Source organism: Streptomyces sp. NPDC040622, assembly GCF_055593965.1.
The window spans coordinates 430,777-455,143 of record NZ_JBVIXD010000008.1; the positions used below are offsets into that span (position 1 = coordinate 430,777).

At 70.0% G+C, this 24,367-nt stretch carries 22 protein-coding genes and 2 pseudogenes; 10 read left to right on the forward strand and 14 right to left on the reverse strand.

Translation table 11 applies throughout. The annotated features are described in order from the left end of the window. The first annotated feature begins 227 nt into the window (after positions 1-227). The 4 genes from ACZ592_RS25070 to ACZ592_RS25085 all read left to right on the forward strand — a co-directional run bounded on the left by ACZ592_RS25070 (position 228) and on the right by ACZ592_RS25085 (position 2,912). Positions 228-431: a cold-shock protein gene (locus ACZ592_RS25070; RefSeq protein ID WP_037861485.1), complete on the forward strand. Its 204-nt coding sequence runs from the start codon at positions 228-230 to the stop codon at positions 429-431. Between the two features lie 299 nt (positions 432-730). Then, complete coding sequence (locus ACZ592_RS25075; RefSeq protein ID WP_471583857.1) at positions 731-2,215, forward strand: DEAD/DEAH box helicase; 1,485 nt, start codon at positions 731-733, stop codon at positions 2,213-2,215. A gap of 93 nt (positions 2,216-2,308) precedes the next feature. Continuing rightward, a complete protein-coding gene (locus ACZ592_RS25080) occupies positions 2,309-2,557 on the forward strand; it encodes a CBS domain-containing protein (RefSeq protein WP_471583858.1) in 249 nt (82 codons plus the stop codon). 46 nt (positions 2,558-2,603) lie between these two features. Further along, positions 2,604-2,912 carry an SCO5918 family protein gene (locus ACZ592_RS25085; RefSeq protein ID WP_471583859.1) on the forward strand — a complete coding sequence of 103 codons (309 nt, stop codon included), beginning with the start codon at positions 2,604-2,606 and terminating at the stop codon, positions 2,910-2,912. A gap of 206 nt (positions 2,913-3,118) precedes the next feature. On the opposite strand, the pseudogene ACZ592_RS25090 reads toward ACZ592_RS25085, so the two are convergent. Together ACZ592_RS25090 and ACZ592_RS25095 are read right to left on the reverse strand one after the other, a co-directional pair. After that, a pseudogene (locus ACZ592_RS25090) lies at positions 3,119-3,275 on the reverse strand (hemolysin III family protein); the annotation flags it as partial. A gap of 191 nt (positions 3,276-3,466) precedes the next feature. After that, positions 3,467-3,805: a MerR family transcriptional regulator gene (locus ACZ592_RS25095; RefSeq protein WP_471583860.1), complete on the reverse strand. Its 339-nt coding sequence runs from the start codon at positions 3,803-3,805 to the stop codon at positions 3,467-3,469. A 741-nt stretch (positions 3,806-4,546) separates the two neighbouring features. On the opposite strand from ACZ592_RS25095, the gene ACZ592_RS25100 reads away from it, so the two are divergent. After that, the gene (locus tag ACZ592_RS25100; protein WP_471583861.1) at positions 4,547-4,906 is read left to right on the forward strand and encodes a hypothetical protein; all 360 of its coding nucleotides are present in this window, start codon (positions 4,547-4,549) and stop codon (positions 4,904-4,906) included. 203 nt (positions 4,907-5,109) lie between these two features. Here ACZ592_RS25100 and ACZ592_RS25105 read toward each other — a convergent pair. The 5 genes and pseudogenes from ACZ592_RS25105 to ACZ592_RS25125 form a co-directional block, all read right to left on the reverse strand. Then, a pseudogene (locus tag ACZ592_RS25105) lies at positions 5,110-5,344 on the reverse strand (glycoside hydrolase family 1 protein); the annotation flags it as partial. Continuing rightward, a complete protein-coding gene (locus ACZ592_RS25110) occupies positions 5,302-5,454 on the reverse strand; it encodes a hypothetical protein (RefSeq protein WP_471583994.1) in 153 nt (50 codons plus the stop codon). The pseudogene ACZ592_RS25105 and the gene ACZ592_RS25110, both read right to left, overlap by 43 nt. A gap of 71 nt (positions 5,455-5,525) precedes the next feature. Continuing rightward, on the reverse strand, positions 5,526-6,869 hold the full coding sequence (locus ACZ592_RS25115; protein ID WP_471583862.1) for an MFS transporter: 1,344 nt from the start codon (positions 6,867-6,869) through the stop codon (positions 5,526-5,528). Positions 6,870-6,982: 113 nt separating this feature from the next. Then, positions 6,983-8,746, reverse strand: a complete 1,764-nt coding sequence (locus ACZ592_RS25120) for a sulfatase (RefSeq protein WP_471583863.1) — start codon at positions 8,744-8,746, stop codon at positions 6,983-6,985. Continuing rightward, positions 8,743-9,312: a PadR family transcriptional regulator gene (locus tag ACZ592_RS25125; protein ID WP_471583864.1), complete on the reverse strand. Its 570-nt coding sequence runs from the start codon at positions 9,310-9,312 to the stop codon at positions 8,743-8,745. Before ACZ592_RS25125 ends, ACZ592_RS25120 begins: the two co-directional genes overlap by 4 nt. Positions 9,313-9,398: 86 nt before the next feature. Here ACZ592_RS25125 and ACZ592_RS25130 point away from each other — a divergent pair, with 86 nt between their 5' ends. Next, complete coding sequence (locus ACZ592_RS25130) at positions 9,399-10,325, forward strand: formylglycine-generating enzyme family protein (RefSeq protein WP_471583865.1); 927 nt, start codon at positions 9,399-9,401, stop codon at positions 10,323-10,325. A 15-nt stretch (positions 10,326-10,340) separates the two neighbouring features. Here the strand turns inward: ACZ592_RS25130 and ACZ592_RS25135 are convergent, their stop codons facing one another. Both ACZ592_RS25135 and ACZ592_RS25140 read right to left on the reverse strand, forming a co-directional pair. Beyond that, positions 10,341-12,647 (reverse strand): glycoside hydrolase family 3 C-terminal domain-containing protein, encoded by a 2,307-nt coding sequence (locus ACZ592_RS25135; RefSeq protein ID WP_471583866.1) that lies wholly within the window; start codon positions 12,645-12,647, stop codon positions 10,341-10,343. A 79-nt stretch (positions 12,648-12,726) separates the two neighbouring features. Continuing rightward, positions 12,727-12,927 carry a hypothetical protein gene (locus ACZ592_RS25140; protein WP_471583867.1) on the reverse strand — a complete coding sequence of 67 codons (201 nt, stop codon included), beginning with the start codon at positions 12,925-12,927 and terminating at the stop codon, positions 12,727-12,729. 275 nt (positions 12,928-13,202) lie between these two features. On the opposite strand from ACZ592_RS25140, the gene ACZ592_RS25145 reads away from it, so the two are divergent. Next, positions 13,203-13,817, forward strand: a complete 615-nt coding sequence (locus tag ACZ592_RS25145) for a TetR/AcrR family transcriptional regulator (protein ID WP_471583868.1) — start codon at positions 13,203-13,205, stop codon at positions 13,815-13,817. Between the two features lie 4 nt (positions 13,818-13,821). Here the strand turns inward: ACZ592_RS25145 and ACZ592_RS25150 are convergent, their stop codons facing one another. Then, a complete protein-coding gene (locus ACZ592_RS25150; protein ID WP_471583869.1) occupies positions 13,822-14,430 on the reverse strand; it encodes a TetR/AcrR family transcriptional regulator in 609 nt (202 codons plus the stop codon). A 118-nt stretch (positions 14,431-14,548) separates the two neighbouring features. Between ACZ592_RS25150 and ACZ592_RS25155 the strand changes: the two genes are divergently transcribed. The 3 genes from ACZ592_RS25155 (at position 14,549) to ACZ592_RS25165 (ending at position 18,040) form a co-directional block, all read left to right on the forward strand. Further along, the gene (locus ACZ592_RS25155) at positions 14,549-16,048 is read left to right on the forward strand and encodes an APC family permease (RefSeq protein ID WP_471583870.1); all 1,500 of its coding nucleotides are present in this window, start codon (positions 14,549-14,551) and stop codon (positions 16,046-16,048) included. Positions 16,049-16,056: 8 nt separating this feature from the next. Beyond that, positions 16,057-16,938, forward strand: a complete 882-nt coding sequence (locus ACZ592_RS25160) for a carbon-nitrogen hydrolase family protein (protein ID WP_471583871.1) — start codon at positions 16,057-16,059, stop codon at positions 16,936-16,938. Positions 16,939-17,338: 400 nt separating this feature from the next. Then, positions 17,339-18,040 carry a response regulator gene (locus ACZ592_RS25165; protein ID WP_471583872.1) on the forward strand — a complete coding sequence of 234 codons (702 nt, stop codon included), beginning with the start codon at positions 17,339-17,341 and terminating at the stop codon, positions 18,038-18,040. A gap of 56 nt (positions 18,041-18,096) precedes the next feature. Here ACZ592_RS25165 and ACZ592_RS25170 read toward each other — a convergent pair whose 3' ends face one another. The 4 genes from ACZ592_RS25170 to ACZ592_RS25185 form a co-directional block, all read right to left on the reverse strand. Next, on the reverse strand, positions 18,097-19,842 hold the full coding sequence (locus ACZ592_RS25170; protein WP_471583873.1) for a sensor histidine kinase: 1,746 nt from the start codon (positions 19,840-19,842) through the stop codon (positions 18,097-18,099). A 313-nt stretch (positions 19,843-20,155) separates the two neighbouring features. Then, positions 20,156-21,022, reverse strand: coding sequence for a universal stress protein (locus ACZ592_RS25175; RefSeq protein WP_471583874.1), 867 nt, complete (start codon positions 21,020-21,022; stop codon positions 20,156-20,158). A gap of 32 nt (positions 21,023-21,054) precedes the next feature. Further along, positions 21,055-21,582 carry a cation transporting ATPase C-terminal domain-containing protein gene (locus ACZ592_RS25180; RefSeq protein WP_471583875.1) on the reverse strand — a complete coding sequence of 176 codons (528 nt, stop codon included), beginning with the start codon at positions 21,580-21,582 and terminating at the stop codon, positions 21,055-21,057. A gap of 102 nt (positions 21,583-21,684) precedes the next feature. After that, positions 21,685-24,069, reverse strand: a complete 2,385-nt coding sequence (locus ACZ592_RS25185) for a phosphoketolase family protein (RefSeq protein WP_471583876.1) — start codon at positions 24,067-24,069, stop codon at positions 21,685-21,687. Positions 24,070-24,367: the final 298 nt, after the last annotated feature.

Here is a 24,367-nt window from a genome sequence, read left to right on the forward strand (position 1 = left end):
TCTTAGCGTAATGCACGGATCGAAATTATTTCAGCCCACAGGCCACCACAGCGTGCTACTGTCGTTTCAGTTGCAGTTGTGGTTCCCGAAAACTTCAAGTGCTCCTGGCCGCATACTGCGGTGGGGCGCTTTTGTATCACCGGTCATTTCCGGGCGGGGTAATCATCGCGGCGACACGGCGTCCGCACAGTGCGGATGTCCGCTGTACTGCCCCAAAGGAGATTGACATGGCTACTGGCACCGTGAAGTGGTTCAACGCGGAAAAGGGTTTCGGCTTCATCGAGCAGGAAGGTGGCGGCGCTGACGTGTTCGCCCACTACTCGAACATCGCCGCCCAGGGCTTCCGTGAGCTGCTCGAAGGCCAGAAGGTGAACTTCGACATCGCGCAGGGCCAGAAGGGCCCGACGGCCGAGAACATCGTTCCCGCCTGACACTGACGCGCACTTTGCAGCTGGGGCCCGCATCCTTCGGGGTGCGGGCCCCAGCTGCAGGCATTTCCCGCAGTGATTCCACCTGCGGGCGACCGCGACGACATCCGCCCATGGTCACAGTCGACACACTGGGTGGGATCCCCTCTTCGCGTCACTCATTTTCAGCGCCTGTGCCCGCATGAATGATCCGCCGGCCAGATTCGCTTTCGCTTTTACTGTCGGTCCATTTCTTGTAATTCTCTGCGCCGCTCATCGCCGGAAGAATTCCTTGACGTGCGCCGCATCGAGGAAGGTTCCGCATGAACCGCACACGTACGAATGACCGATTCGCCCGCACCCGTAATGGCGGTGGCGGTGGCGGTGCCAATGCCGGTGCCGGATACCGGAGCAGGTCCGGTCGGCCGGCCCGGTCCGGCGGCTACGGCCGTGGGCCCGCCGCCCCGCAGGGTGAGTTCGCTCTCCCCAAGACGGTCACCCCGGCCCTGCCTGCCGTGGAAGGCTTCGCCGATCTCGGCATGCCCGCGCCGTTGCTGGCCGAACTCGGCAGGCAGGGGGTGGCCGTCCCCTTCCCGATCCAGGGAGCGACGCTGCCGAACTCCCTCGCGGGCCGTGACGTCCTTGGCCGCGGGCGCACCGGTTCCGGCAAGACCCTCGCCTTCGGCCTCGCCCTGCTCGCCCGCACCGCCGGGCAGCGCGCCGAGCCCCGCCAGCCGCTGGGTCTCATCCTGGTCCCCACCCGCGAACTCGCCCAGCAAGTCACCGACGCGCTCACCCCGTACGCACGCTCCGTCAAGCTTCGGCTGGCCACCGTCGTGGGCGGCATGTCGCTCGGCAGGCAAGCCGGGGCGCTGCGCAACGGCACCGAGATCGTCGTCGCGACCCCGGGCCGGCTCAAGGACCTCATCGACCGTGGCGACTGCCGCCTGAATGAGGTGGGCATCACCGTGCTCGACGAGGCGGACCAGATGGCGGACATGGGGTTCATGCCGCAGGTCACCGCGCTTCTGGACCAGGTGCGCCCCGAGGGACAGCGGATGCTCTTCTCCGCCACTCTGGACCGCAACGTGGATCTGCTGGTGCGCCGCTACCTGACGGATCCCGTCGTCCACTCGGTCGACCCGTCGGCCGGTGCGGTCACGACGATGGAGCACCACGTACTGCACGTCCAGGGCGCCGACAAGCACACCGCCACCACCGAGATCGCCGCCCGCGACGGCCGCGTGATCATGTTCCTGGACACCAAGCACGCCGTCGACCGGCTCACGCAGGACCTGCTCAACAGCGGTGTACGGGCCGCCGCGCTGCACGGCGGAAAGTCCCAGCCCCAGCGCACCCGCACCCTGACGCAGTTCAAGTCCGGACACGTCACCGTGCTCGTGGCCACCAATGTCGCCGCCCGCGGCATCCACGTCGACAACCTCGACCTCGTCGTCAACGTCGATCCGCCGACCGACCACAAGGACTACCTGCACCGCGGCGGTCGTACCGCCCGTGCCGGTGAGTCCGGCAGCGTCGTCACGCTGGTCACCCCCAATCAGCGCCGCGGCATGGTTCGCCTCATGTCGGACGCCGGTATCCGCCCGCAGATCACGCAGGTCCGCTCCGGCGAGCAGGAACTGCACCGCATCACCGGCGCCCAGGCCCCCTCCGGCATCCCGGTCGTCATCACCGCACCGGTGGTCGAACGCCCCAAGCGCGGCACCGCGTCACGCGGCCGTCGCCGCCCCGGTTCGGCGGCGCGACGCACCTCCGCGCCGCGGCGGCCCGCTGCCGACGCGGCCTAGAGACCTTCGCGGCCGGATAGCTGACAAACCCTTTTCAGGAGGCACCTTTTGACGCTGGTTCAGATGCGGTCCCGCTCGATAGGCGGAGATCTGGTGCACGAGCCGCCGGCCGACACCGTTGAGGAAGCCGGGCCGCGGGTCTGGGACGACATGACGGTCGAGGTCGCCCTGTCCGTGATGGCCGGTGCCCGCGTCGGGCATCTGCTCGTCTGCGACGCGGACGGCCGGCGCACCGGTCTGGTCACCCGGGCAAAGCTCACGGCTGTCCGTGACGGCTCCGCGTACACGGATCGGATCCGCCTGCGCGACCTCGGCGACGGCAGCCTCGCCCTCGCCCACTGAGCCGGGCCCCTGATCCCCCTTCCTCCTGTTGCTCCTGTGAGGTCTCATGCGCTGTGTCATCGCCCGCTTCCCCTTCGATCTGACCAGGAGCGGGGTGCTGGAAACGATGAAGGGCATCAAGCCCGAACCGGTCACCGGCCAGTCCGTGATCATCGGACGCCGCCACTACCCCGTCAAACAGGTCGGCCAGGTCATCACCCGGCAGGACCGCCGTGATTTCAGCGCGGGCGAAGTCCTCCGGGCCATGGCTCAGCTCGGCTTCACCTGCCGGACACTTCCGGCAGCCGCGCCCACCCTCACCACCAGCCCGCTCCAGCGAGCCTCCGCCATGCTCGGCACGCCCGTACCCGCCTGAACGACAGGGCAAGACGCGAGCCGCACCAGAAGCAGCGGCGAGGCCCGACCGGCGTGTGCCGGTCGGGCCTTGCCGCGTGCCAGGCGATGGACCGTACCGGCGAGAGGCAGGACGACGCGACTGTCATGTGCCGGGACCGGCGCGGCGTCGGCGACTCCCGGTGGGGCACAGCCACCGGTACGGGCCTGCCCCACGCCTCCGCACCATCACGGACGGGGCGGGCCGCTCCCGGACAATGCCCTTGAGGCCGCTCCCCACGCCGTGAAAGCCGCCACGGTGAAGGCGTGGAACACCTTGTGGAAGCCGAACCAGCGGCGGTGCGGGGTCGGGTCGCTGGAGGGCGTGGACGACCGCGCCCGCGGTGGGCGCCGGCGCGCTACTTGTCCGACTTCCTGAACGTCGGCGAGGCAGCCGTGCTCACCCTGATCGTGGTCGGCGGTCCCCTACGGGCATCGCGAGACGTGGCTTCCCGTCCTTCTGGGAGGCCGCGCGAAGTTCAGGACGAAGGACCGTAACCGCGCGGTGCCCGCACGGAGTTGCGGATCCCGGCCCTCTCAAGTCCCGCCCATCTGGTTGCCTGACCCTGCCGCGCGGCGGTATTCGGCGTTGAGGCGCTGGGCTTCTTCGAGCTGGTCTTCGAGGATGACGATGCGACAGGCGGCTTCGATGGCGGTGCCTTGGTCGACGAGTTCCCGAGCGCGGGCGGCGATGCGCAGCTGGTAGCGGGAGTAGCGGCGGTGTCCCCCCTCGGAGCGAAGCGGGGTGATCAGGCGGGCTTCGCCGATGGCGCGCAGGAAGCCCTGGGTGGTGCCGAGCATTGCGGCGGCCCGGCCCATGGTGTAGGCGGGGTAGTCGTCGTCATCGAGCCGGTTGAACGAGTCGCCTGCTGTCATTGGACCTCTCTGTGGAACGCGCTTGAGGGGCCCGGGTGCCTAATGGCACCCGGGCCCCGAAGGAACTGCTACACCATCTGCCGACCCTGGTCCTGCGCCGGCCTTGTGTTTCCGCACACCCACCTGGGAGCGGGGGGATGCGGGGATCGCGGTTGCCTGACCGGAGACCACCTCACTGTCGATGTCCTGCGGTACCCGGGCTCAGCGCATCGGCCCGGGCGATCCTGATGGCGCCTCGTTCCTCCGTTCTTCCCTCTTGACCAACACTTACCGAAGGGGACTGCGTACTGCGGGGGCACTGCTCTACTGCGTACTGCCGGTGATGCGAACTGCACTTACAGGTGCCGCAACGTGCGTGTACTGCGGTCCTGCTCGCGGCGGCCCCTGATCACTACGGGCCACCCGGTCCGGTCGTCAGCCCCGTCGCCGTCCTGTGACAACCCTGGCTTCGGAACTCCACCACCGCACCGTCCTGCGATTACCTCTGCCCGCCAGTTCGTGTCTGCCGGGCCCTGCTCGATCTCGGCTACGAGAGAAACCATAACCACACCACCACCCAATGTCTACTCCAGCCGACACAGATTTACGCGTGTCCGGCGGGGAGACAATCGGCCTCGAACGGTGGCGGAGGGTGGGAGCGAGGCGTTCATCGTCCGGCTTTCGGGCCATCTTCTGGCGTGTGTCTCACCCGGTAGCGGCACCGTTGAAAGAGCTGGAGCTTCGGCGAATACAATTTCGCCCATGTCGAAGCATGACGAGCTGCTCGTTGCCATCGCAGCCCTGGTGGAGTCCGGGCAAAGCAATCAGATGTCCCTGACCGTCGTGACCGGCGGCGCTGTCATCACCGGTCGGCTGGCTCCCGAAACAGTGTGGCGCCAGCGTGTCGCGGAGGTCCTGACGGACTCCACCCACCTGGGAGAGTTCTCCGTCATCTTCGACACCGCCGCGGAGGAGAACGGACCGCCCACGCATCTGCACTTCCATGTCGCCCGCATCCTGCAGGGCACGGTGGGGATCCCGGAGACAGGCGGGATGTACCGCGTCGCGATTGAGGACGTCAACGCCTGGACCGTGGGCGACTTCAGCTATTCAGACCACTGAGCGACCAGAGCACCGGCGTTCAGTCGCAGTGTGCCTGTGCTGTCGGACAGACGGAACCGGGGGTGCCTGGCCTCTCACGACCTCGCACCGTCACCGAGCTCAGAGCTGGTGACGAGATCTCGCCGAGGCTCCTTGGCCGGGCACGCCCGATCCCCGTTCCGCTCCGGTTGTGTGGCTGCCGCCGCGCCTGCCCACTGCCCGCACGCCGCACCGGGCGGCGCGCGGGTGCGGCCGAGGGCGCCCAGCCAGGCGGCCGAGGGCTTGGGGGTACGGACGAAGGTCTCGCGGTCGACGGCGAGCAGGCTGAAGGTCGGCGGCCAGAGAGTCCAGAGCACCGGTGGTGTTATTGATCCGGCGGGCGTCGTCGGCGGTCGCGATGCCGTTCTCGGTGGCGATCAGCGGGGTGGCGCAGGTAACGGCGGCGCTGTGCCGCAGGGACTCTGCTCGAACTCCCACCAGTCGCAGTTGGTATTGCCGCCCTCGATCTGGTGGGCGGCGGTGGGGGCGCCCCACAGGAGTCCCTCGGGCAGACGTCGCACTTCTGTCATGGGCGGGTTCTCTCTTCTGTGTGACCGTGTGTGGGAACGATCACCTCGGGGCAGAGGCTCCCCGGCACGCGTCAGGCAGTGGGGTCGAGGGCTTGTTCGCGGCGCGCGTACAGTTCCCGCTGGACGCGCGCCACGTCGTCGGCGTACGAGCGGTGGAGGAGCGTCAGGAACGCGCCGTTGATCAGCATGAGGACGACGAGGACCCACAGGAAGACCGTGCGCAGTCCGACGGCATCACCGAGGAACCCGGCGCCGAGGCTGTAGGCCGCCCAGGCGATCGCCTCGACGATGGATACGTACAGGGCGAACGCGGCGCCGCGCAGTTCGGGTGGGGTGATGGCCATGACCATGGGGCGGTTGACGCTCGGGTTGATGCCCTGGGTCGCGCCCATGAGGGCGAAGAAGACGCAGAACAGGGCGATGCTGTCGTAGTCGAACTGGGTGCCGAAGTAGGCGACGAGCGCGAACGTGAACTGGCCCGCCTGCAGGACGGCGACCAGCCCGTGCCGCGGGCTGCGCCGGGTGGCGTGGTCGGCCGCGACACCGCCGAGGAGCGTGCCGAGGAAGTAGCCGACACCGAAGGGCAGCAGGACGATGGACGCCTTCTGCGTGCTGAATCCGTAGACGTCCACGAGGAAGACCACGCCGAAGGTGCCCACCAGGAGGTGGCCGGACAGGAGGCGCGAGACGAGGAGGATCACCAGGCTGCGGATCTTGAGGAGCGAGAGCGCCCGGGTCCAGGTGAGCTTCGCGTGGGCGTCGCGGGTGGTGCGGTCGAGGTCGGCGAGCTGCTCCTCGGCCGCGCCGTGCCCCGGATCGCGGAACCCCAGCCAGAGGGCGATGCCCAGCAGGATGTTGAAGACGCCGATGCCCCACAGGCCCCAGCGCCAGCCGTCGTCGACACCGGCCAGCTGCCCCTTGAGCGGGCCGATCACGGCGGTGACCAGGGAGACCGCGCCGTAGACCACGCCGACCGCGCGGCCTCGGGACGAGCCGCCGAAGAGGTCGCCGATCAGCTCGGTGATGATGGGGTTGGCGGCCGCATAGCCCGCCGCCAACACCGTGTAGAGGACGAGGAGTTGGGTGAAGTTCTGCGAGAAGCCCGCGGCCACGCCCCACACGCCCCAGAGTCCGGTGGCCACCACGAGGACACTCTTGCGTGACCAGCGCTGCGCCGCCCACACCCAGAGCGGGCCGGTGAACGCGCCCACGGTCTTGGCTGTGGCGGTCAGTACCCCCAGCCCGCCCAGCGAGACCCCGAGGGACTGCCGGATCAGCGGGAAGAGGCTGCTGACCAGGCTGGCCTCCGTGCTGTCGACCAGCATCGTGCCGCCGAGCAGGGAGAGCTGCCGCCAGCGCCCCTCGATCCGGGCCTCGGCTTTGGGCATGACGGGGCTCTGACTAAGCTCAGGCATCGCGCCTTCTCATTTCTCTGCGTTCTTCTTGGCGGGAGATCTGCGGGAGGGAGAGGGCAATCGCCGGTGACGGGGCGGCAACCCCGTCACCGGCTCACACGGCCGCAAGCGCCTCAGAGCTGAGCGAGCTCCTCGGCCACCAGGCGGAGGTTCGACGACGGGAACAGCGCGCCCGCCATCGCGGCGACATCGATGAGCGGGGTCGCCCCGAGCATCTGGAGGAGCTCCGAATCGGCGACGCCGGGCAGGTGCCTGCGCAGCACTTCGACGGCGACCGGGTCGGAGATCAGCGCCATGAGGGGCGTCCGCAGCGAGAGACGCCCCTCGGGGAAGTCCTCGGCGCGGGGCAGCGGTTGGGCGGCCCGTTCGGCCTGCTCGCGCTGGACCCGTACCAGAAGGTGCTTCTCCGTGACCGGGCCGTGGGCCGGCAGACCGAGGCGTTCGTACTGGCTGGGCGGGGCGTCATTGGCGCGCATCAGCTCCACCAGCAAGGTGGCCATGCGCAGTTCGGCGGTGTCGTCGGTCAGCGGGCTGTGCTGCTCGGGGTCGGCCTCCAGGTCGAAGAGGAGCGTGCCGTGGTGGTACGGATTGACGAGGGTGCGGCCCGGTACGCGCAGAGTGCGGACGTTCTTGGTGAAGTCGAACGGCGCGGCCAGCTCCAGGTCCGCAAGCTCGGCGGCCGAGAAGCGGCCCCGCATATGGGTCGGCATCAGGGTGTGTTCGTACAGGGGCGCGTTGTCGGGTGAGGCGGGCGCCCGCATGTAGACGTAGCGGCCGTCCGTGACATTGACGTGTCCGCCGTGGATGCCGAACAGGCCCGCCTCGCGCACCGGGGTGTCCTCGGCGACCGGCAGGGGCGTGCCCTGCATGTCGCCGGGACGGTCGATGCCGAAGAACTCGAGGAGGGTCGGCGCCACGTCCACGGTCTGCACCAACGCCGAACGCCGCTGGCCCGCGGCGCGGTTGCGCGGGTCCCAGGCGAACAGGGGCAGATGGACGAGCTCGTTGAACCAGGGCTGGACGCTCTTGCCCCACCAGCCCTTCTCGCCGAGCAGCAGCCCGTGGTCGGTGTTGACGACCAGCAGGGTGTCGTCCCACAGCTCCAGCTCGTCCATGGTGTCCAGGACCCGGCCGAGCGAGTGGTCGCACATCGACAGGAGCGCCCCGTACTCGAAGCGGGCGTGCTCCACCTGGCCGTCGGTCTCGACGACGCGTTTGTAGTCGGGCCAGTCGAAGTGCGGGCCGTCGTAGTCGTGGGGGTAGAGGTCCTTGTACTGCTGGTGGCTGAAGAACGGCTCGTGCGGGTCGAAGGTCTCGATCTGCACGAACCACCGGTCGGCGTCCTTGTTCGTACGGACGAAGCCGAGGCCCGCGTCGAAGGTGAGGGTCTGCGGGTGCCGGTCCTCCGTCGCCATGTGGGGGCGGTTGACCCAGTCCTGGCGGTAGCCGCCGAACCGCATCCGCTTCAGGTCCTCGGGTATCTCGGGGTCGGCGACCCGCCCCTTCCACGGGTCGCCCTCCTGGCCGCGGAAGAACTCCCAGGTGTTGTAGCGGCCGTGGTAGGTGGCGCCACCGTCCTCCCAGTAGTGCGGGTGGTCGCTGACGAGGTGGGTGTACACGCCGTTCTGCTTGAGGAGTTCGGGCATCGAGTCGTCGAACGGCTCGAGGGGGCCCCAACCGCGGTGCAGGAAGTTGTGCCGACCCGTGTGGAGTTCGCGGCGGGCCGGCATGCAGGGCATCGAGCCCGCGTACGCGTTGTCGAAGGTGACGGCCTGCTCCGCGAGCCGCGCGAAGTTCGGAGCATGGGTCCAGTCGCCTCCGTACGGCGGCAGCATGTGCCGGTTGAGGCTGTCGAACATCACCATGATGGCCCTCATCGGACGGGCTTCCCTTCTGTCAGGCTGCGCAAGGTCCGCTCCAGCCAGGCGACCCAGCGGTCCATGGCGGCCGCGCCGAGCGCGTGGAGCGCGTCGTGGACCTGCCGGTCGAGGTCCTGGTCGAGGCCGGGTGCCGGGTCCTCGTAGAGGAGAGTGCGGTCGCGGTCCCGGTTCTTGGCGATCTGCGCGCGACGGTGGTCGAGTTCGGTCCCGACGATCCGGATCGCGGCATCCTTGTCGAGCGGCGCCGAGACGCTGAACCGCGCGAGGAAGTCGATCTCCTGGAAGCGGCTGGGCGGTTCGTAGGGCGAGCGCACCCATTCCAGGAGGACCTCGCGCCCACGCGGCGTGAGCCGGTACACCTTGGCGTCCGGGCGGCCCTCGCGCGCGTCGACGTCGTGCCGCACCCAGCCGTCGGCCTCCATCTGCCCGAGCTTGCGGTAGATCTGGCTGTGGTGCGCCCGCGCCCACAGGAACTGCCCTTCGATCTCGAGCCACTTGCGCAGGTCGTACCCGCTGTGGGGATGACGGGCCAGCAGGCCGAGCAGGACGTACTCGAACTTCACGGACGTGGACTCCCTCAGTTCGGAAGCTGTGCGCGACGTGTCGCGATGTGCAGTCTCACCTAGGTGAGAATTCATATACTCGCGTCATGGAGACGTCAATGGGATGTTGCGTACCGGACACCCGGATCTGCTCGACGGGACCGCTGCCCACGCCGGCGCGCGTGCCGCCCGCGCACGATCACGTCCCCCTCCCCGGGGGTGAGTTCCTGATGGGCGACGCTTTCGACGAGGGCTGTCCGGCGGACGGTGAACAGCCCGTGCACGCAGTACACGTCGCCCCGTTCGCCATCGACGTCACGGCGGTCACCGTGACGATGTTCGAGGCGTTCGTCGCCGACTCCGCGTACGTGACCGTCGCCGAACGGGAGGGCAGCTCCGCCGTGTTCCACCTGGCGGCCGCCGCCGAACGGGCGGACGTGCTCGGGACCGACCCGGCCTCACCCTGGTGGCTGGACGTACGCGGAGCCGACTGGCGCCACCCGCACGGCCCGCTGTCCACCGCGGAGGCGGACCACCCCGTCGTGCACGTGACCTGGGACGACGCCCTCGCCTACTGCGCGTGGGCGGGGCGCCGCCTGCCGACCGAGGCGGAGTGGGAGTACGCGGCACGCGGCGGACTCGAGGGCCGCCGCTTCGCCTGGGGCGACGAACTCACCCCCGGCGGGAGGTGGTTGTGCAACATCTGGCAGGGCACATTCCCCTACGCCAACACCGGCGCGGACGGCTGGCTGGCCACCGCCCCAGTGCGCTCCTACCCGCCCAACGGTCTCGGCCTGTACGAGGTCGCCGGGAACGTGTGGGAATGGTGCGCGGACTGGTTCGCCGCGGACTATTACACGTGTTCGCCCCCGACCGACCCCCAGGGGCCGGGGCGGGGCGAGCGCCGTGTCATGCGCGGCGGTTCCTACCTGTGCCACCACACTTACTGCCACCGCTACCGCGTGGCCGCCCGCTCGGCCAACACGCCCGCCTCCAGCAGCGGCAACTGCGGGTTCCGGACGGTCGCCGGCTGAGAGGTGACGCCGGGGTCAGGAGGCCTTCTCCTTCCCCGCGCCCGCGGCCGACCGCACCGTGTCGACCAGTTCCCGTACGTCGTCGAAGCCCAGGGGAACGAACGGAAGCTGGGCGAGCTGGCTGAGGCGCATGCCGCTCACCATGCGCTGACGCCGGCTTCCCTCCCTGGGGTAGGCGTCGCCCATGGACGCCCGGACCCGGCTCAGCAGTGCCTCGACGGCCGGGCCCCCCACGGGGTGGGCGAGCCATACCGCGAGGGTCGAGTCGGCGTCGGGCAGGTCGGCGTGGGCGTCGCCGTCCACCGGGACCGTCGCCGTCAGCCGGATGTCACGGCTGGAGGACCCGACATCGATACGGTGATCGGCGCCCTCGACGAGCCAGGTACCGGCCGCGGTGTCGAAATGGGCGAGGTCGGCGCGGGCGACGCGGACGGTGACGTGGCGGGTCTCACCGGGCGAGAGCCACACCGCGGCGAACCCCTTCAACTCCCGCACGGGGCGCCGGACTCGCTCCCCCGGCGCGGCCACGTACACCTGGACGACCTCGTGCCCGGCCCGCTCCCCGGTGTTGGTGACCGCCACGGTGACGTCGAGCCCGGCGCCGTCGCAGGCAACCCGCAGGTCGGCGTAGCCGAACGTGGTGTAGGAGAGGCCGTGCCCGAACGGGAAGGAGACCGCCATGTCGCGGGCGTCGTAGTGGCGATAGCCGACGAACAGGCCCTCGCTGTAAGCGGCATGACCGTTCTCGCCGGGCCAGGAGAGGTGGGCCGGCGTGTCGGCGAGCCGCAGCGGGATCGTCTCCGCGAGGCGCCCCGACGGGTTCGCCCGCCCGAACAGCAGGTCCGCGATGGCCGATCCGCCCGCCTGGCCGAGCAGCCAGCCCTCCAGGACGGCCGGTACGGCGTCGATCCACCCGGACAGGCGCACCACCCCGCCGTTGGCGAGGACCACGACGGCGTTCGGGTTGGCCGCCCGCACCGCGTCGAGCAACTGGGTCTGCGCCACGGGGAGTTCGATGTGCTCACGGTCGTAGCCCTCGGACTCGAGGCTCGGCGGGAGGCCGAGGAAGAGGACGGCCACGTCCGCCGACCGCGCCGCACGGACGGCCTCCTCGTGCAGTGCCGCCGTATCGGCGTCCGGAGCGTCGACGGTGAAGCCGGGAGCGAAGGTGACGTGCGCCGTGGGCGCGGCCTCAGTGATCGAGGTCAGCGCGTCGTCCAGCCGGGTCGGGGTCACGCGCGAGCTGCCCTCGCCCTGATAGCGGGGCGTGCGCGCGAACTCACCGATCACCGCGATGTGCTGGAGTTGTGCGGGGTCCAGCGGGAGGAGCGCGCCGTCGTTCTTGAGCAGTACCGCTCCGCGCGTGGCGACCTCCCGGGCCAGGTCGTGGTGCGCGGCCGGGTCGAAGGCGGCGTCGGAGTGCGCGTGTGCGGCCGCCTTGCGGGCGAGGGCCACGACCCGTGCGGCGCTGCGGTCCAGTGCGTCCCCGGGAAGTTCACCGGACTCCACCGCGGCGACGGCCCGGGCGGGCCCGGCGCCGGACGAGGACGGCATCTCCAGATCGAGCCCGGCGGCAAGCGCCCGCGCCCGGTCGACGACGGCGCCCCAGTCGGAGACGACCACGCCGTCGTATCCCCATTCATCTCGCAGGACGTCGGTCAGAAGCCACGGATCCTGTGAGGCGTACACGCCGTTGACCCGGTTGTAGGCGCACATGACGGTCCAGGGCTCGGCCTCGGTCACCACGCGGCGGAAGGCTGGGAGGTAGATCTCGCGCAGCGTACGCATGTCGATGTCCGCGCTGACCGACATGCGGCCGGTCTCCTGGTTGTTGGCGGCGAAGTGCTTGACCGAGGCCCCGACGCCCTGCGCCTGCAGACCCTTGACCCAGGCCGTTCCCAACACCCCACTGAGCAGCGGGTCTTCGGAGAAGTACTCGAAGTTGCGCCCGCACAGCGGGCTGCGCTTGATGTTGACGCCGGGGCCCAGCAGCACGTGCACGCCGTGCGCGAGGCACTCGCGGGCCAGCGCGCCGCCGACCCGCCCCGCGAGGTCGCTGTCCCAGGTGCAGGCCAGGGTGACGGCGGGCGGGAAGCAGGTGGCCGGAGCGCTGGAGTTGATGCCCAGGTGGTCGGCGTCGGTGTCGTTCTGCAGCCGCAGCCCGTGCGGGCCGTCCGAGAGGCGGCACTCCGGGATCCCGGCGTCGGGCAGTGCGGTGGTGTGCCACCAGCCCGCGCCGGTGGTCAGGGCGGCCTTCTCGGCGAGGCTCAGCCGGGCCACCGTCTCGCCGGGCATCCGCGCCGGCTGCTTCGGGTTGTTCATGTCTTCTCCTTGGAGCGTGGTGCGGGTTGATGCGCGGTGCGGAGGCCGCGCTGCTGGGCCGCGGTCATCGGCTCCCCTTTCACTCGCAGCACTGCCACCGCACCGAGCAGCGCGAAGGCCGGGGCGAGGGGGAAGGGCGTGCGGTACCCGCCGAGGCAGAGGCCATCGCGACGAACGCGCCCACCGTGGGAATGACCGCGAGCGTGCCGACCTTCGCGCCCTCGCCCACCGCGTGCGGGACCTGGAGGGCCGGCAGGGTTCCTGGTACGGCTCCCCCCATACAAGGTCGATGCCGAGGTTGGCGGGGCCGATGCACGCCATCAGGCGTCGCAGTGCCCGGCCGTCGACCGGCGGGGCGGCCGGTCATGCCGGTCCGGCGGGATCGGCAGGGAGCGGGCAGGGAGCACGGTGCCCGCCAGGGAGGTCTCGCCATCGGCACCTTCCTTCGGTGGGCCGCACGGGGCCGCACCTGCGACTGGCGAGAAACAGTACGTCGTACTGTTTTTGCGGGCAAGGCTTTGCGCGGAGGGAATGCCCGCCCCATAGGGTGGACGCGTGACAGCCAGAACTTCCTACCCCAAGGGGGTCGCCAAACGGGAGGAGATCCTCAAGGTCACGCTTGAGATCTTCGGCCGCGAGGGCGAGCGGAACACCACCCTGCGGATGGTCGCCAAGGAGAGCCGTATCAGCCTGACCGGCCTGATGCACTACTTCGCATCCAAGGACCACCTGCTCACCGAGGTCCTGCGCGCCAACGACCGCGCGGCCGAGGCGCGCTTCCACGACCCGGACGCCGTGCGCGATCCGGGGGAGTTCCTGGCCGAGGCCCTGACGGCGAACGCCGCCAACTCCGCCCGCGTACGCCTCTACGTCACGCTTGCCGCGGCCTCGACCGACCCGGCGCACCCGGCCCACACATACTTCAGAGAACGCTTCACCCTGCTGCGCACCACCATCGCCGAGCACCTCACGGCCGAGCAGCGGGCCGGCCGGGCGAGCCCCGGTCTCGACCCGCACTTCACCGCCTCAGCCCTCGTCGCAGCAACCGACGGCATCCAGCTCCAGTGGCTGAGCGACCCCGACATCGACATGGCGAGCCAGGTCCGCGGGATATGGCGGATGCTCACTTCGGCACCCGGCTCGCCGGACAGCGCCGCACCACGCACGTAGCGCCTCAGCCGCGGTCGGCCGCGTCGTGGCCCGTCACCGCTCGCGCGTAGGCACGCAGGGCGGTGATCACTTCGGCTCGGGAGCGGCGACCGGCGAGGACCTCCATCTGATAGCCGTCCTCCATGGCGACGAAACTGGCGGCGAGCAGACGCGGCGGATCCTGCAGGGTGAAGTGCCCCTGCGCCTGCCCCAGGACCAGGATGCCCGAGTACACGGCGATCTGACGCTCCGTCAACGCACTGTCGAGGGCCGCGGCCCTGGCGTCGCGCAGACAGCGGGGCCAGTACTCGAACAGGAGTCGGGGCAGCGCGTCGTCGGGGCCTCCGGCCACCCCCTTGTCGATGCAGGCTGCCAGTTGGTCGCGGGCGTCGGCGAAGCGGTTCGCGGCCTCTTCGCGTTCCTGGCTGTAGCGCTCGATGGCCTGCTGGTAGGCCGCGTGGACGAGGGCGTCCAGGTCGCCGTAGTAGAGCACTGCGGCAGGGGTCACCCCCGCCTCGTCCGCGATGTCCCGCAGCCGCAGGCCCTCGAGCCCGCGCGCCACCAGAGCCCGCTCCACCGCCTTGCCCAGCTCGGCCCGGCGGGCCTCCTTGCCGCTGCCCTTCCTCGCCGCCACACCGTTCCCCTCACCGTTCTGTTGTACGCAAATTTAACGATAGCCCGGCAGCTATTGACGCGCCATCGACCCACGTCTTAAATCTGCGTTTAACAAACCTGCGGCTCACGGAGGCACCATGCCCAACCCGACCGACGCCGAGGCCGGAACGGGATCGCCGTCCGCCCCCGACAAGGGGCTGCGCGAGGGTTCGGTGGGCCTGCTCGCCTCCGTCACCCTCGGACTCTCCTGTGTCGCCCCCGCGTACAGCATCGCCGTGACCCTCGGCTTCGTGACCCTGACCGTCGGCCATCTCGCGCCGGCCGCGCTCCTGCTGGGCTTCGTGCCGATCCTGCTCACCGCGCTCGCCTTCCGTGAGCTGAACCGCGAGATGCCGGACTGCGGCACCACCTTCGTGTGGACCACGCGCGCGTTCGGGCCGCTGACCGGGTGGCTCACCGGCGGCTGGGTGGCGCAGATCGCCACGCTCACCGCGATGACGGCTCTCTCCCAGGTCGGCGCCACCTACCTGCTCCACCTGCTCGGCCAGGGCTCCCTCGCCGACAGCAGCACCGCCGTGACCATGACCGCGGTGGCGCTGCTGGCAGCCGTCACCTCGATCGCCCACCGGGGCCTGCACCTCGCCGCGTCCGTCCAATACGTCCTGCTCGGACTGCAGTTGGCCGCCCTGCTCGGTTTCGGCGCCGCCGCCTTCGCCAGGGACGGCGCCGTCACCCCGTCCCTGGCCTGGCTCAACCCCTTCGCCTTCGACGGCTTCGGCCCGTTCGCCGAAGCGGTGATGCTGTGCCTGTTCATCTACTGGGGCTGGGACGCGCTGATCACCGCGAACGAGGAGACGCGCGACGGGGAACGCGTAGCGGGCCAGGCCGCCGTCATCTCCACCCTCGTACTCCTGGGGACCTACCTGTTCACCGCCTTCGCGGCGATCAGCTTCGCCGGCACCGGCACCGGCGGAACAGGGCTCGGCAACCCCGACAACGCCGCCGACATCCTGTCCACGCTGGCCCCGCCGGTCCTCGGCACGGCGGCGGCCAAGGTGATGCAGCTGGCCGTCTGCGTGTCCGCGGTCTCCGCCCTGCTCACCAGCCTCGTGGGCTCCTCGCGCGGCACCCTGTCCATGGCCGCCCACGGCGCCCTCCCCGCCGCCTTCGCCCGAGTCCACCCCCGGCACCGCACTCCCGGATTCGGCACCGTATTCATCGGCGCGACGGCCGCCTGCTTCCTCGTCGTCCTCACGCTCGTCTCCACCGACTTCCTCGGCGACGCCATCCTGTGCGTCGGACTGCTGATCGCCTGCTACTACGGCACCACCGCGCTCGCCTGCGTCTGGTACTTCCGGGGTCGCCTGCGCGACTCGCTCCGCGACCTGCTGCTGCGCGGGGTCCTGCCCCTGCTCGGCGGTGTGATGATGCTGGCCGCCTTCGCCCGCAGCGCCCACGACATGTACGACCCGGCCTACGGCAGTACGTCCTTCCACGGCATCGGCGGGGTCTTCCTGCTCGGCGCCGGCTCCATGGCCGCCGGCGCCCTGGCCCTGGCCGCCGCCCGCATCCGCTTCCACCGCTTCTTCCGCGACGGCCGCACCACGGTCGCCGAACTCACCGTCACCGAGGACTGAACTCCCCCATGCGCACACTCGCCATCGCCGCCGTCCAGACCACGCCCGTACCCCACGACATCGAGGCGACCTGGCAGCGCTTCGCCGACCAGGTCCGCACGACCCGCGACCTGTTCCCCCACGTCCAACTCGTCGTAGTCCCCGAGCTGTTGCTCGCCGCCGAGGGCACCCTGCTGCAGTCGGCCCCGGACGGCTGGACGGAGCGGGCCGCCGTCACGATCCCGGGGCCGCTCACCGACCGGATCTGCGCCCTGGCCGTGGAAACCGGCCTGTGGCTCGTCCCGGGCAGCGTGTACGAGCGCACCGAGGACGGGCGCCTGCACAACACCGCCCTGGCCATCTCCCCGCAAGGCGAGATCGCCGCCCGCTACCGCAAGGTCTTCCCCTGGCAGCCGTACGAGAAGACCGTCCCCGGCCACGAGTTCACCGTCTTCGACATCCCCGGCGCAGGCCGCGTGGGCCTGGCCATCTGCTACGACGGCTCGTTCCCCGAAACGATGCGCCAACTCGCCTGGCTGGGCGCGGAGATCGTCATCCAGCCCACCCTCACCCCCACCCGCGACCGGGAGATGGAGCTGGTCTGCGCACGGGCCAACGCCTGGACCAACCAGCTCTACGTCGTCAACGTCAACGCCGCCGACCCGGCCGGCGTCGGACAGAGCGCCGTCGTCGATCCGGAAGGCATCGTGCGCCAACAGGCCGGCCCCGGTGAAGAGATCATCGTCGACGTCCTCGACCTCGACACCGTCGCCCGCGTGCGCCGCTACGGCAGCGCGGGCATCAACCGCCCCTGGAGCCAACTCGCCCGCCACGGCGCGTCGCTGAAGCTCCCGATGTACGGCGGCGAAGGAATCCACACACCGGACTGGCTGAAGGACGAGACCCCGTGACGAGACCTCGTAGCGCTCCCCGAGGGACTTCGGTGGGCGGTTCGAATGGAAGTGGATCGGCCGCTGGCTGGGAGCACTGAGACGATGGACGTGCCGCCGATCAAGGACCACCTGGCTCCCCGCCGGTCAGAAGGCTGATGGCTCTTGTGCGGTGGGGTGGATCAGGTTCCGGGCCGGGCAGGCGTCGGGCATGGTGCGGCGACATGAATTGACCGATGCGCAGTGACAGCTGCGAGAAGTGGGAGCTCGCCGCCCGGAGCACTGGCCGGCAGCCGCATCCGCATCCGACGGCTGTGGTCGGATTGGGCCGCTCGGCCCTGGTGCGTCCGCTTCACAAGGGTGACGATGGTCATGGCGATCGGCATGTGATCTGCAGTCCACCAGCGAACGAGAGGTCCTCATGGCCGAGGCGCGTACGTTCACGGAACAGAACCCGATCCAGGTCTTCCTGTTGGATGACCACGAGGTCGTACGACGCGGCCTCACCGACCTGCTGGACTCCGAGCCCGACATCTCAGTGGTCGGCGACGCGGACAGCGCCGAGCACGCTCTGGTACGCGCACCGGCGCTTCGCCCGGACGTCGCCGTCCTCGACGTCCGGCTGGCGGACGGTGACGGGATCAGTGTCTGCCGCGAGCTGCGCAGCCAGATGCCGGAGCTGGCCTGTCTGATGCTGACGTCGTTCGACGACGAAGAGGCCCTGCTCGACGCGATCATGGCGGGGGCGGCGGGCTATGTGCTCAAGCAGATCAAGGGCTCCGACCTGGTCATGGCGATCCGCACGGTCGCCTCCGGCCAGTCGATGCTGGACCCCACGACCACTGCCCGTCTGATGCGCTCCCTGCGCGCAGGCCCCGCCGAAGGACCGGCACTCGCACCTGAGCTCGCCGGCCTGTCACCCCGCGAGCGGGACATCCTCACGCTCATCGGAGACGGGCTCACCAACCGCGAGATCGGAAAGAAGCTCTACCTGTCCGAGAAGACGGTGAAGAACCACATCTCCCGGCTGCTGGCCAAACTCGGCGTCCAACGCCGCGTCCAGGCGGCGGTCCTGGCCAGCCATCTCGAACGGCCCGACTCCACCGACCGTCCCATGCGATGAGCCCCTCCTGCCCCGCTTCGTCGTCCGGCCCTGCCCCCGGGCCGCGCCCTTGCGCGTCAGCCTCCGGCCACGGCTCCGTCCGCAGTCACGGGAACCTGCCACACCAGCCGCGTGCCGCCGCCCTCCGGCCGTTCGTCGAGCGTCAGCGTTCCGCCCAGGGTGACGGCCCGCTCCTCGATGTTCTTCAGCCCGCTACGCCCGGCGCCACCCGGCACCCCGCAGCCGTCGTCCGTCACCGTGAGCGTCAACTCGCCACTGGCGCACTGAAGTCGGACGTCCACGGCCAGTGCTCCGGAGTGCCGGGCCGCGTTGCTGAGCGCCTCGCCGAGGACCGCGACCGCGTGGTCGGCGATGTCGCCGGGGACATCGGTCTCGACGAGGCCCTCGATGCGCAGCGCGGGCGGGAATCCGAGTGACGTGGCCGAGTCCCTCACCGCCTCGGACACCCGGGCGCGCAAGCCGTCGCCGCCCCGCCCGCCCCCGCTGTGGGTGCGCAGTCCGAAGATCGTGGAACGAATCATCTTGATGGTGTCATCGAGGTCGTCGACGGTCCGTGTCAACCGCTCCATGCCCTCGGGGTGCTCCATGAACCGCTGGGTGCTCTGCAGGGTCATGCCGGCCGCGAAGAGCCGCTGGATGGCGATGTCATGGAGGTCGCGGGCGATGCGATCCCGATCCTCGAGCAGAGTGATCTGTTCCGCGTCCCGCCGCCGCTCTGCCAGCTCCAGAGCCAGCGCCGCCTGGTCGGCGAACCCGAGCAGCGGTCCGGAGTCCACGTCGCCGAACGGCGTACCGCCCGGCACGCGCCCCAGCAGCAACACGCCTCGCGCTTTCCCCCCGGCGCCGAGCGGCACCGCGACCACGGGTCCGAGCCCGGCCCACTGGGCTTCGTCTTCGCCCGTGCGGGAATCGTGCCCGACGTCGGCGCTGACCACCGGCTCCATCGCGCCAAGTGCCGCTCCGACGAAACCGTCCCGGGCGGACAGCACCAGGCCGCTGCGTTCCTCTCTGCCCAGGCCGACCGCCAGGGCCGGCCGCAGAGTCTCCTCGCCCGGTACGCGCTCGGCGATCAGCCCCATGTCGGCGAAGACGATCTTCCGGGCCTCGTCGACGATCAGTTCCATCACCTCCGCGCTCGGCGCACCGGCCAGGAGCATGCTGGTGACCTTGCCACTCGCCCTCTGCCAGCGCTCGCGCAGTCTGGTCTCCTCGTACAGCCGCGCGTTCTCGATGGCCACTCCGGCGGCGACTGCCAGCGTCGTCAGGACGGACTCGTCCTCCGCGTCGAATTCCCTGGCACTGCGCTTTTCGGTGAGGTAGAGGTTTCCGAACACCTCATGGCGCACCCGGATCGGTACGCCGAGGAACGAATGCATCGGCGGGTGATTCGCCGGAAAGCCGTACGACGCCGGGTGCTCCGACAGCTCCGGCAGCCGCAGTGGCGCCGGGCGGCGGATCAGCTCTCCGAGGAGACCGTGCCCGCTGGGCAGCGCCCCGATCTCCGACCGTCCCTCTTCGCCGATGCCGACGGTCAGGAACTCGGACAGACTCTGGTCACCGGCGATCACGCCCAGCGCGCCGTACTCGGCGTCCACCAGCACCACCGCGGCCTCGACGATGCTGCGCAGCACCTGCGCCAGGTCGAGTTCCCGTCCGACCGAGAGAACGGCCTCCAGCAGGCTGTGCAGGCGGTCCCGGGTGCCGCGGACCGCGTCGATGCGCACTTGCAGCTCGTCCAGCAGTTCGTCGAGCCGCAGTTTGGGCACGTGCTCCTCGGAACCGCCGCGTCCATCCCCGCTCATGGCTTCCTCCGACCGACACAGCAGACAAGGCAGTTCGAACCGGTTCCCCGCTGTTCACCGTAGTGCGTGGCCCACGCCTCGATCTGCCCGAAGTCGCGGAAGTCCCCGCCTCTTCCAGAGCAGACGATCTTCCGGGCCGTGAATCCTGTCGCTCCCTCTTCGAGGCAGCCCCCGAACGTGATGTGTTCCCTCGCTCCGAGCCGGGCCATGGCCGGCCGCACACCGGGCACGGGCGGGGTGTCCCGTTCCGGGGCCGTGGCGGCGGGCGTCCCTGTCCCAGTGCCCCGCGTCACCCGACGTGACCTCGCAATGGTCAGTAAACGCCCAACCCCGACGGCACGACAGAAGCGCTCGATCCCATCGAGGGTCCGTTCGTGACGGGGACGAGGACGACGTGGCCGCGCGCATGGTGCAGGAGCGCATGCGTCACCGGGCCGAGTTGCAGTCCCAGCGCGTACTTCCGGCGGTGTGTGGCGATGACGACGATCTCACCCGTCGCACCGGCGTCGATCAGTGCCCGAGCGGGTGCGACGCGCACCGACCGGTTGTCCAGTGGCACGAACGGGTGTTCTTTGCGGAGCGGTGCCACGACCGGTTCGGCCGACACCTCCTCTCGCCGTGCGCGGGATTCGCGGTCGCTGCGCGTGCGGTCGTTCCGTCCGAAGGCCCATGCGTGCACGACCGACACCCCGGCGTCTCGTCGGAGGGCCTCCTCGAAGGCGAAGGACGCTGCCGGGGCGTCCTCCTTGCCCCGCACGCCCACGACGATGGTGCGAACGCGGGGCATCGTCCGCAGGGGAGATTCGTCCCGTACGACGAGTAGCGGGCTTCGGCAGTGCGCGGCCATGCGCAGGCTCACGGAACCCAGCAGCAAGCCGGTGAATCCACCGTTGCCGCGGGTGCCGACCACGGTGAGGGCCGCTGCCCGGCTCCTCCTCACCAGCACTTCTGCGGCGTCGTCCGCGACGGCGGCGGTGGTGACCGGTACTTCCGGGGCCAGCGCGGCGACGTGCCGGGCGGCTTTCGCAAGGATGCCCGGCGCATCATCGTCCAGGGGCTCGTACGCGCCGCCCCAGGGCCAGGCATGGACTATCTCGAGGGGCACCTGGCGCCGGTGCGCTTCACCGGCCGCCTGTTCGAGTGCGTGGGTCGCCGCACGGGATCCGTCCGTGCCGACCACGACGTGGCCGTGCGGACTTTCGCTACGTCGGCTCATTTCCTCTCCTTCTCTTGGTGCGGACCGTGACAGCTGAGGAACGGCCAGCCTTGTACGGGCCTCGACGGCGGCCTTAGGGCGGGCGGGAACACCTCGGTCGGTACTACCGGGCCCGCGGTCAGCACGGCGACCGGAAGGCTGGGGTTTCGGCGCGTCAGAACCCGCTCGCGCAACCCCAGTGCGACTCCGGGCCGGGCGGCCGGCAAGGACAGGAACAGCACCGTCTGCCAGGGGCCGCCGGTATCCCGGACCCAGACACTGACGCCGAGACACACGGCAGTGACGAGGAGCGGCAGCCGCAGGACACGCTGCCACAGGCCGCCGCCGAGGACGTGCGGCCGTGGGCGGCGGGGCGGGTGGTGCATCGCGTCGGGTGAGGAGGGTTCGGCTCCCCTGGCCATCCCGGTCAGGCCGTGGGTGAGGAGGTTGATCCACAGGATCTGTCCGGCGCGCAGGGGCAGTACGAGGCCGAGCAGGCGGCCCAGGAGCATGATCAGGATCTCTCCCTGACGTGGTGTGGTCACGGTTCGGTGGTGTGTTGCGGTGCTCGCGGAGCTGTCGGCCGGGTCGCGGGAGACCAGCGTCTGCCGCTGGCTTCGCGACCCCGCCTTAGCCGTCCTTGGAGGTCAGTTGATCCAGGTCCAGTCGCTGACCTCCGGGAGATCAGTGCCGTGTGCGCGGATCCACGCGTGGTGGCGCAGCCGTACGTCCGCCATCTCCTGGCGGACCGCGGCGGCACGGACGGCGAGTCCGGGGACACGGTCGATGACGTCCATGACCAGCCGGTAACGGTCGAGGTCGTTGCGCACCACCATGTCGAAGGGCGTGGTCGTCGTGCCCTCCTCCTTGTATCCACGCACATGAAGGTTCGCGTGCCCGGTGCGCCGGTAGGTGAGGCGGTGGATGAGCCACGGGTAGCCGTGGTAGGCGAAGACGACGGGCTTGTCGGGGGTGAACAGGGCATCGAAATCCGCGCTCGACATTCCGTGCGGGTGTTCCTCCTGCGGGAGCAGGCGGGCCAGGTCGACCACGTTGATGACCCGGACGGCGAGGTCGGGCAGGTGCTGCCGAAGGAGTTGGGCGGCAGCCATGACTTCCAGGGTGGGGACGTCCCCCGCGCACCCGAGGACGGCGTCGGGCTCTCCGTCGTGGTTCTCGTTGCCGGCCCAGTCCCAGATTCCCGCGCCGCGGGCACAGTGTCCCCGAGCCTCTTCGAGCGTCAGCCAGTCGAAACAGGGCTGCTTGCCCGCCACGACGACGTTGACGTAGTCGCGGGAGCGCAGGACGTGGTCCGCCACGGAAAGCAGCGTGTTGGCGTCCGGCGGCAGGTACACCCGTACGACCTCAGGTGACTTGTTGAGGACATGGTCGATGAAACCGGGGTCCTGGTGGGAGAAGCCGTTGCTGTCCTGTCGCCACACGTGTGAGGTGAGCAGGTAGTTGAGGGATGCGATGGGACGCCGCCAGGGCAGGCGGCGGGAGGTGCGCAGCCACTTGATGTGCTGGTTGACCATGGAGTCGACGATGTGGACGAACGCCTCGTAGCAAGAGAAGAGGCCGTGCCTGCCGGTGAGGAGGTAGCCCTCCAGCCACCCCTGGCAGGTGTGCTCCGAGAGGATCTCCATCACCCGGCCGTGCGGGTCCAGATGCTCGTCGGTGTCCCGTGTCTGTGCCTGCCACGCCTTGCCGCTCGCCCCGTACACGTCCTGGAGTCGGTTGGAGGCGGTTTCGTCCGGTCCCACGAGCCGGAAATCACGCCGCTGCGCGGTGTTCTCCATCACGGCTTCCAGGAGGCCGCCCAGGACCCGGGTGGGTTCGTGCAGGGTGGTGCCGGGTTTGTCGACGGCTACGGCGTGCCGGTCCAGCGGCGGGATCGGCAGGTCGTGGACGAGCAGCCCTCCGTTGGCGTGCGGGCTCGCGCCCAGCCGCCGCGTTCCGGCCGGTACGCAGTCCAGTACGGCGTCGACGGGCCGCCCGGCCTCGTCGAAGAGCTCCTCGGGCCGGTAGGAGCGCATCCACCGCTCCAACTGGCGCAGGTGGTCGGGGTTTTCGCGCACTCCGCCCAGAGGGACCTGATGGGCGCGCCACGTCCCCTCGACCGGCAGCCCGTCGACCTCGGCCGGTCCGGTCCACCCCTTGGGTGTGCGCAGGACGATCACCGGCCAGCGGACGCGTTCCCTCACGCCTTCTTCGCGGGCTCGCCGCTGCGCGGTCCTGATCCGGTCGAGCGCGGTGTCCATCGCTCGCGCCATGGCGCTGTGTACCCGCAGCGGCTCGTCGCCCTCGACGTGCAAGGGCTCGTGCCCCACGCCCCGCAGGAAGTCGTCGAGTTCCTCCCTGGGCAGGCGTGCGAGGACGGCCGGGTTGGCGATCTTGTAGCCGTTGAGATGCAGAATCGGCAGGACGGCCCCGTCGTGAACGGGATCGAGGAACTTGTTTGAGTGCCACGAGGCCGCCAGCGGCCCGGTCTCTGCCTCACCGTCACCGATCACGCATCCGACGAGCAGATCCGGATTGTCCAGGGCCGCACCGTAGGCGTGGGCCAGGGCGTACCCCAGTTCGCCGCCCTCGTGGATCGAGCCGGGAGTCTCAGGAGCCACGTGGCTGGGCACGCCGCCGGGGAACGAGAACTGCCGGAAGAGCCGGCCCATGCCGACCTCGTCCCGGCCGACGTCCGGATAGGTCTCGCAGTACGTGCCCTCCAGCCAGGAGTTCGCCAGAACGGCAGGCCCGCCGTGGCCGGGCCCCCAGACGCAGACGATGTCCTGTCCGCGCTCTCGTGCCACGCGGTTGAGGTGGGTGTGCACGAGATTGAGGCCGGGCGAGGTCCCCCAGTGCCCCAGCAGCCTGGGCTTGATGTGTTCGGGCCGCAGCGGCTCCTTGAGGAGCGGGTTGGACATCAGGTAGATCTGGCCGACGGCCAGATAGTTCGCGGCCCTCCAGTGTGCGTCCAGCGACGCGAGTGCGGTGTCGTCGAGGTAGCGGGCGTCTCCCCGAACAGAGCTGTCCATGTCTCGCTCCCTTGGCTGATGGCGAGCCGGTCCGGGCCGCCAGCCCCGCAGGCGGCAGGCGCCTTTGGCCGACGACGGGCGCCGCTCGGCCGGGAACGGTCACCAACCGAGGTGACGACCACGGACGGCCTCGCGCTGCCGCCCATCGTGGTCGCCGCGACGGGCGGCGGCAGAGGGGCCGTTCGGCCCCGCCCCGACGCCGGGTGGCCTCTCTTGTGTCACGGCCGCCGGTGCGAGGGTCGAACCGAACGAACCTGTGCGAACCGAACGAGTCTGTGCAGAGCCACACCCAACAGGA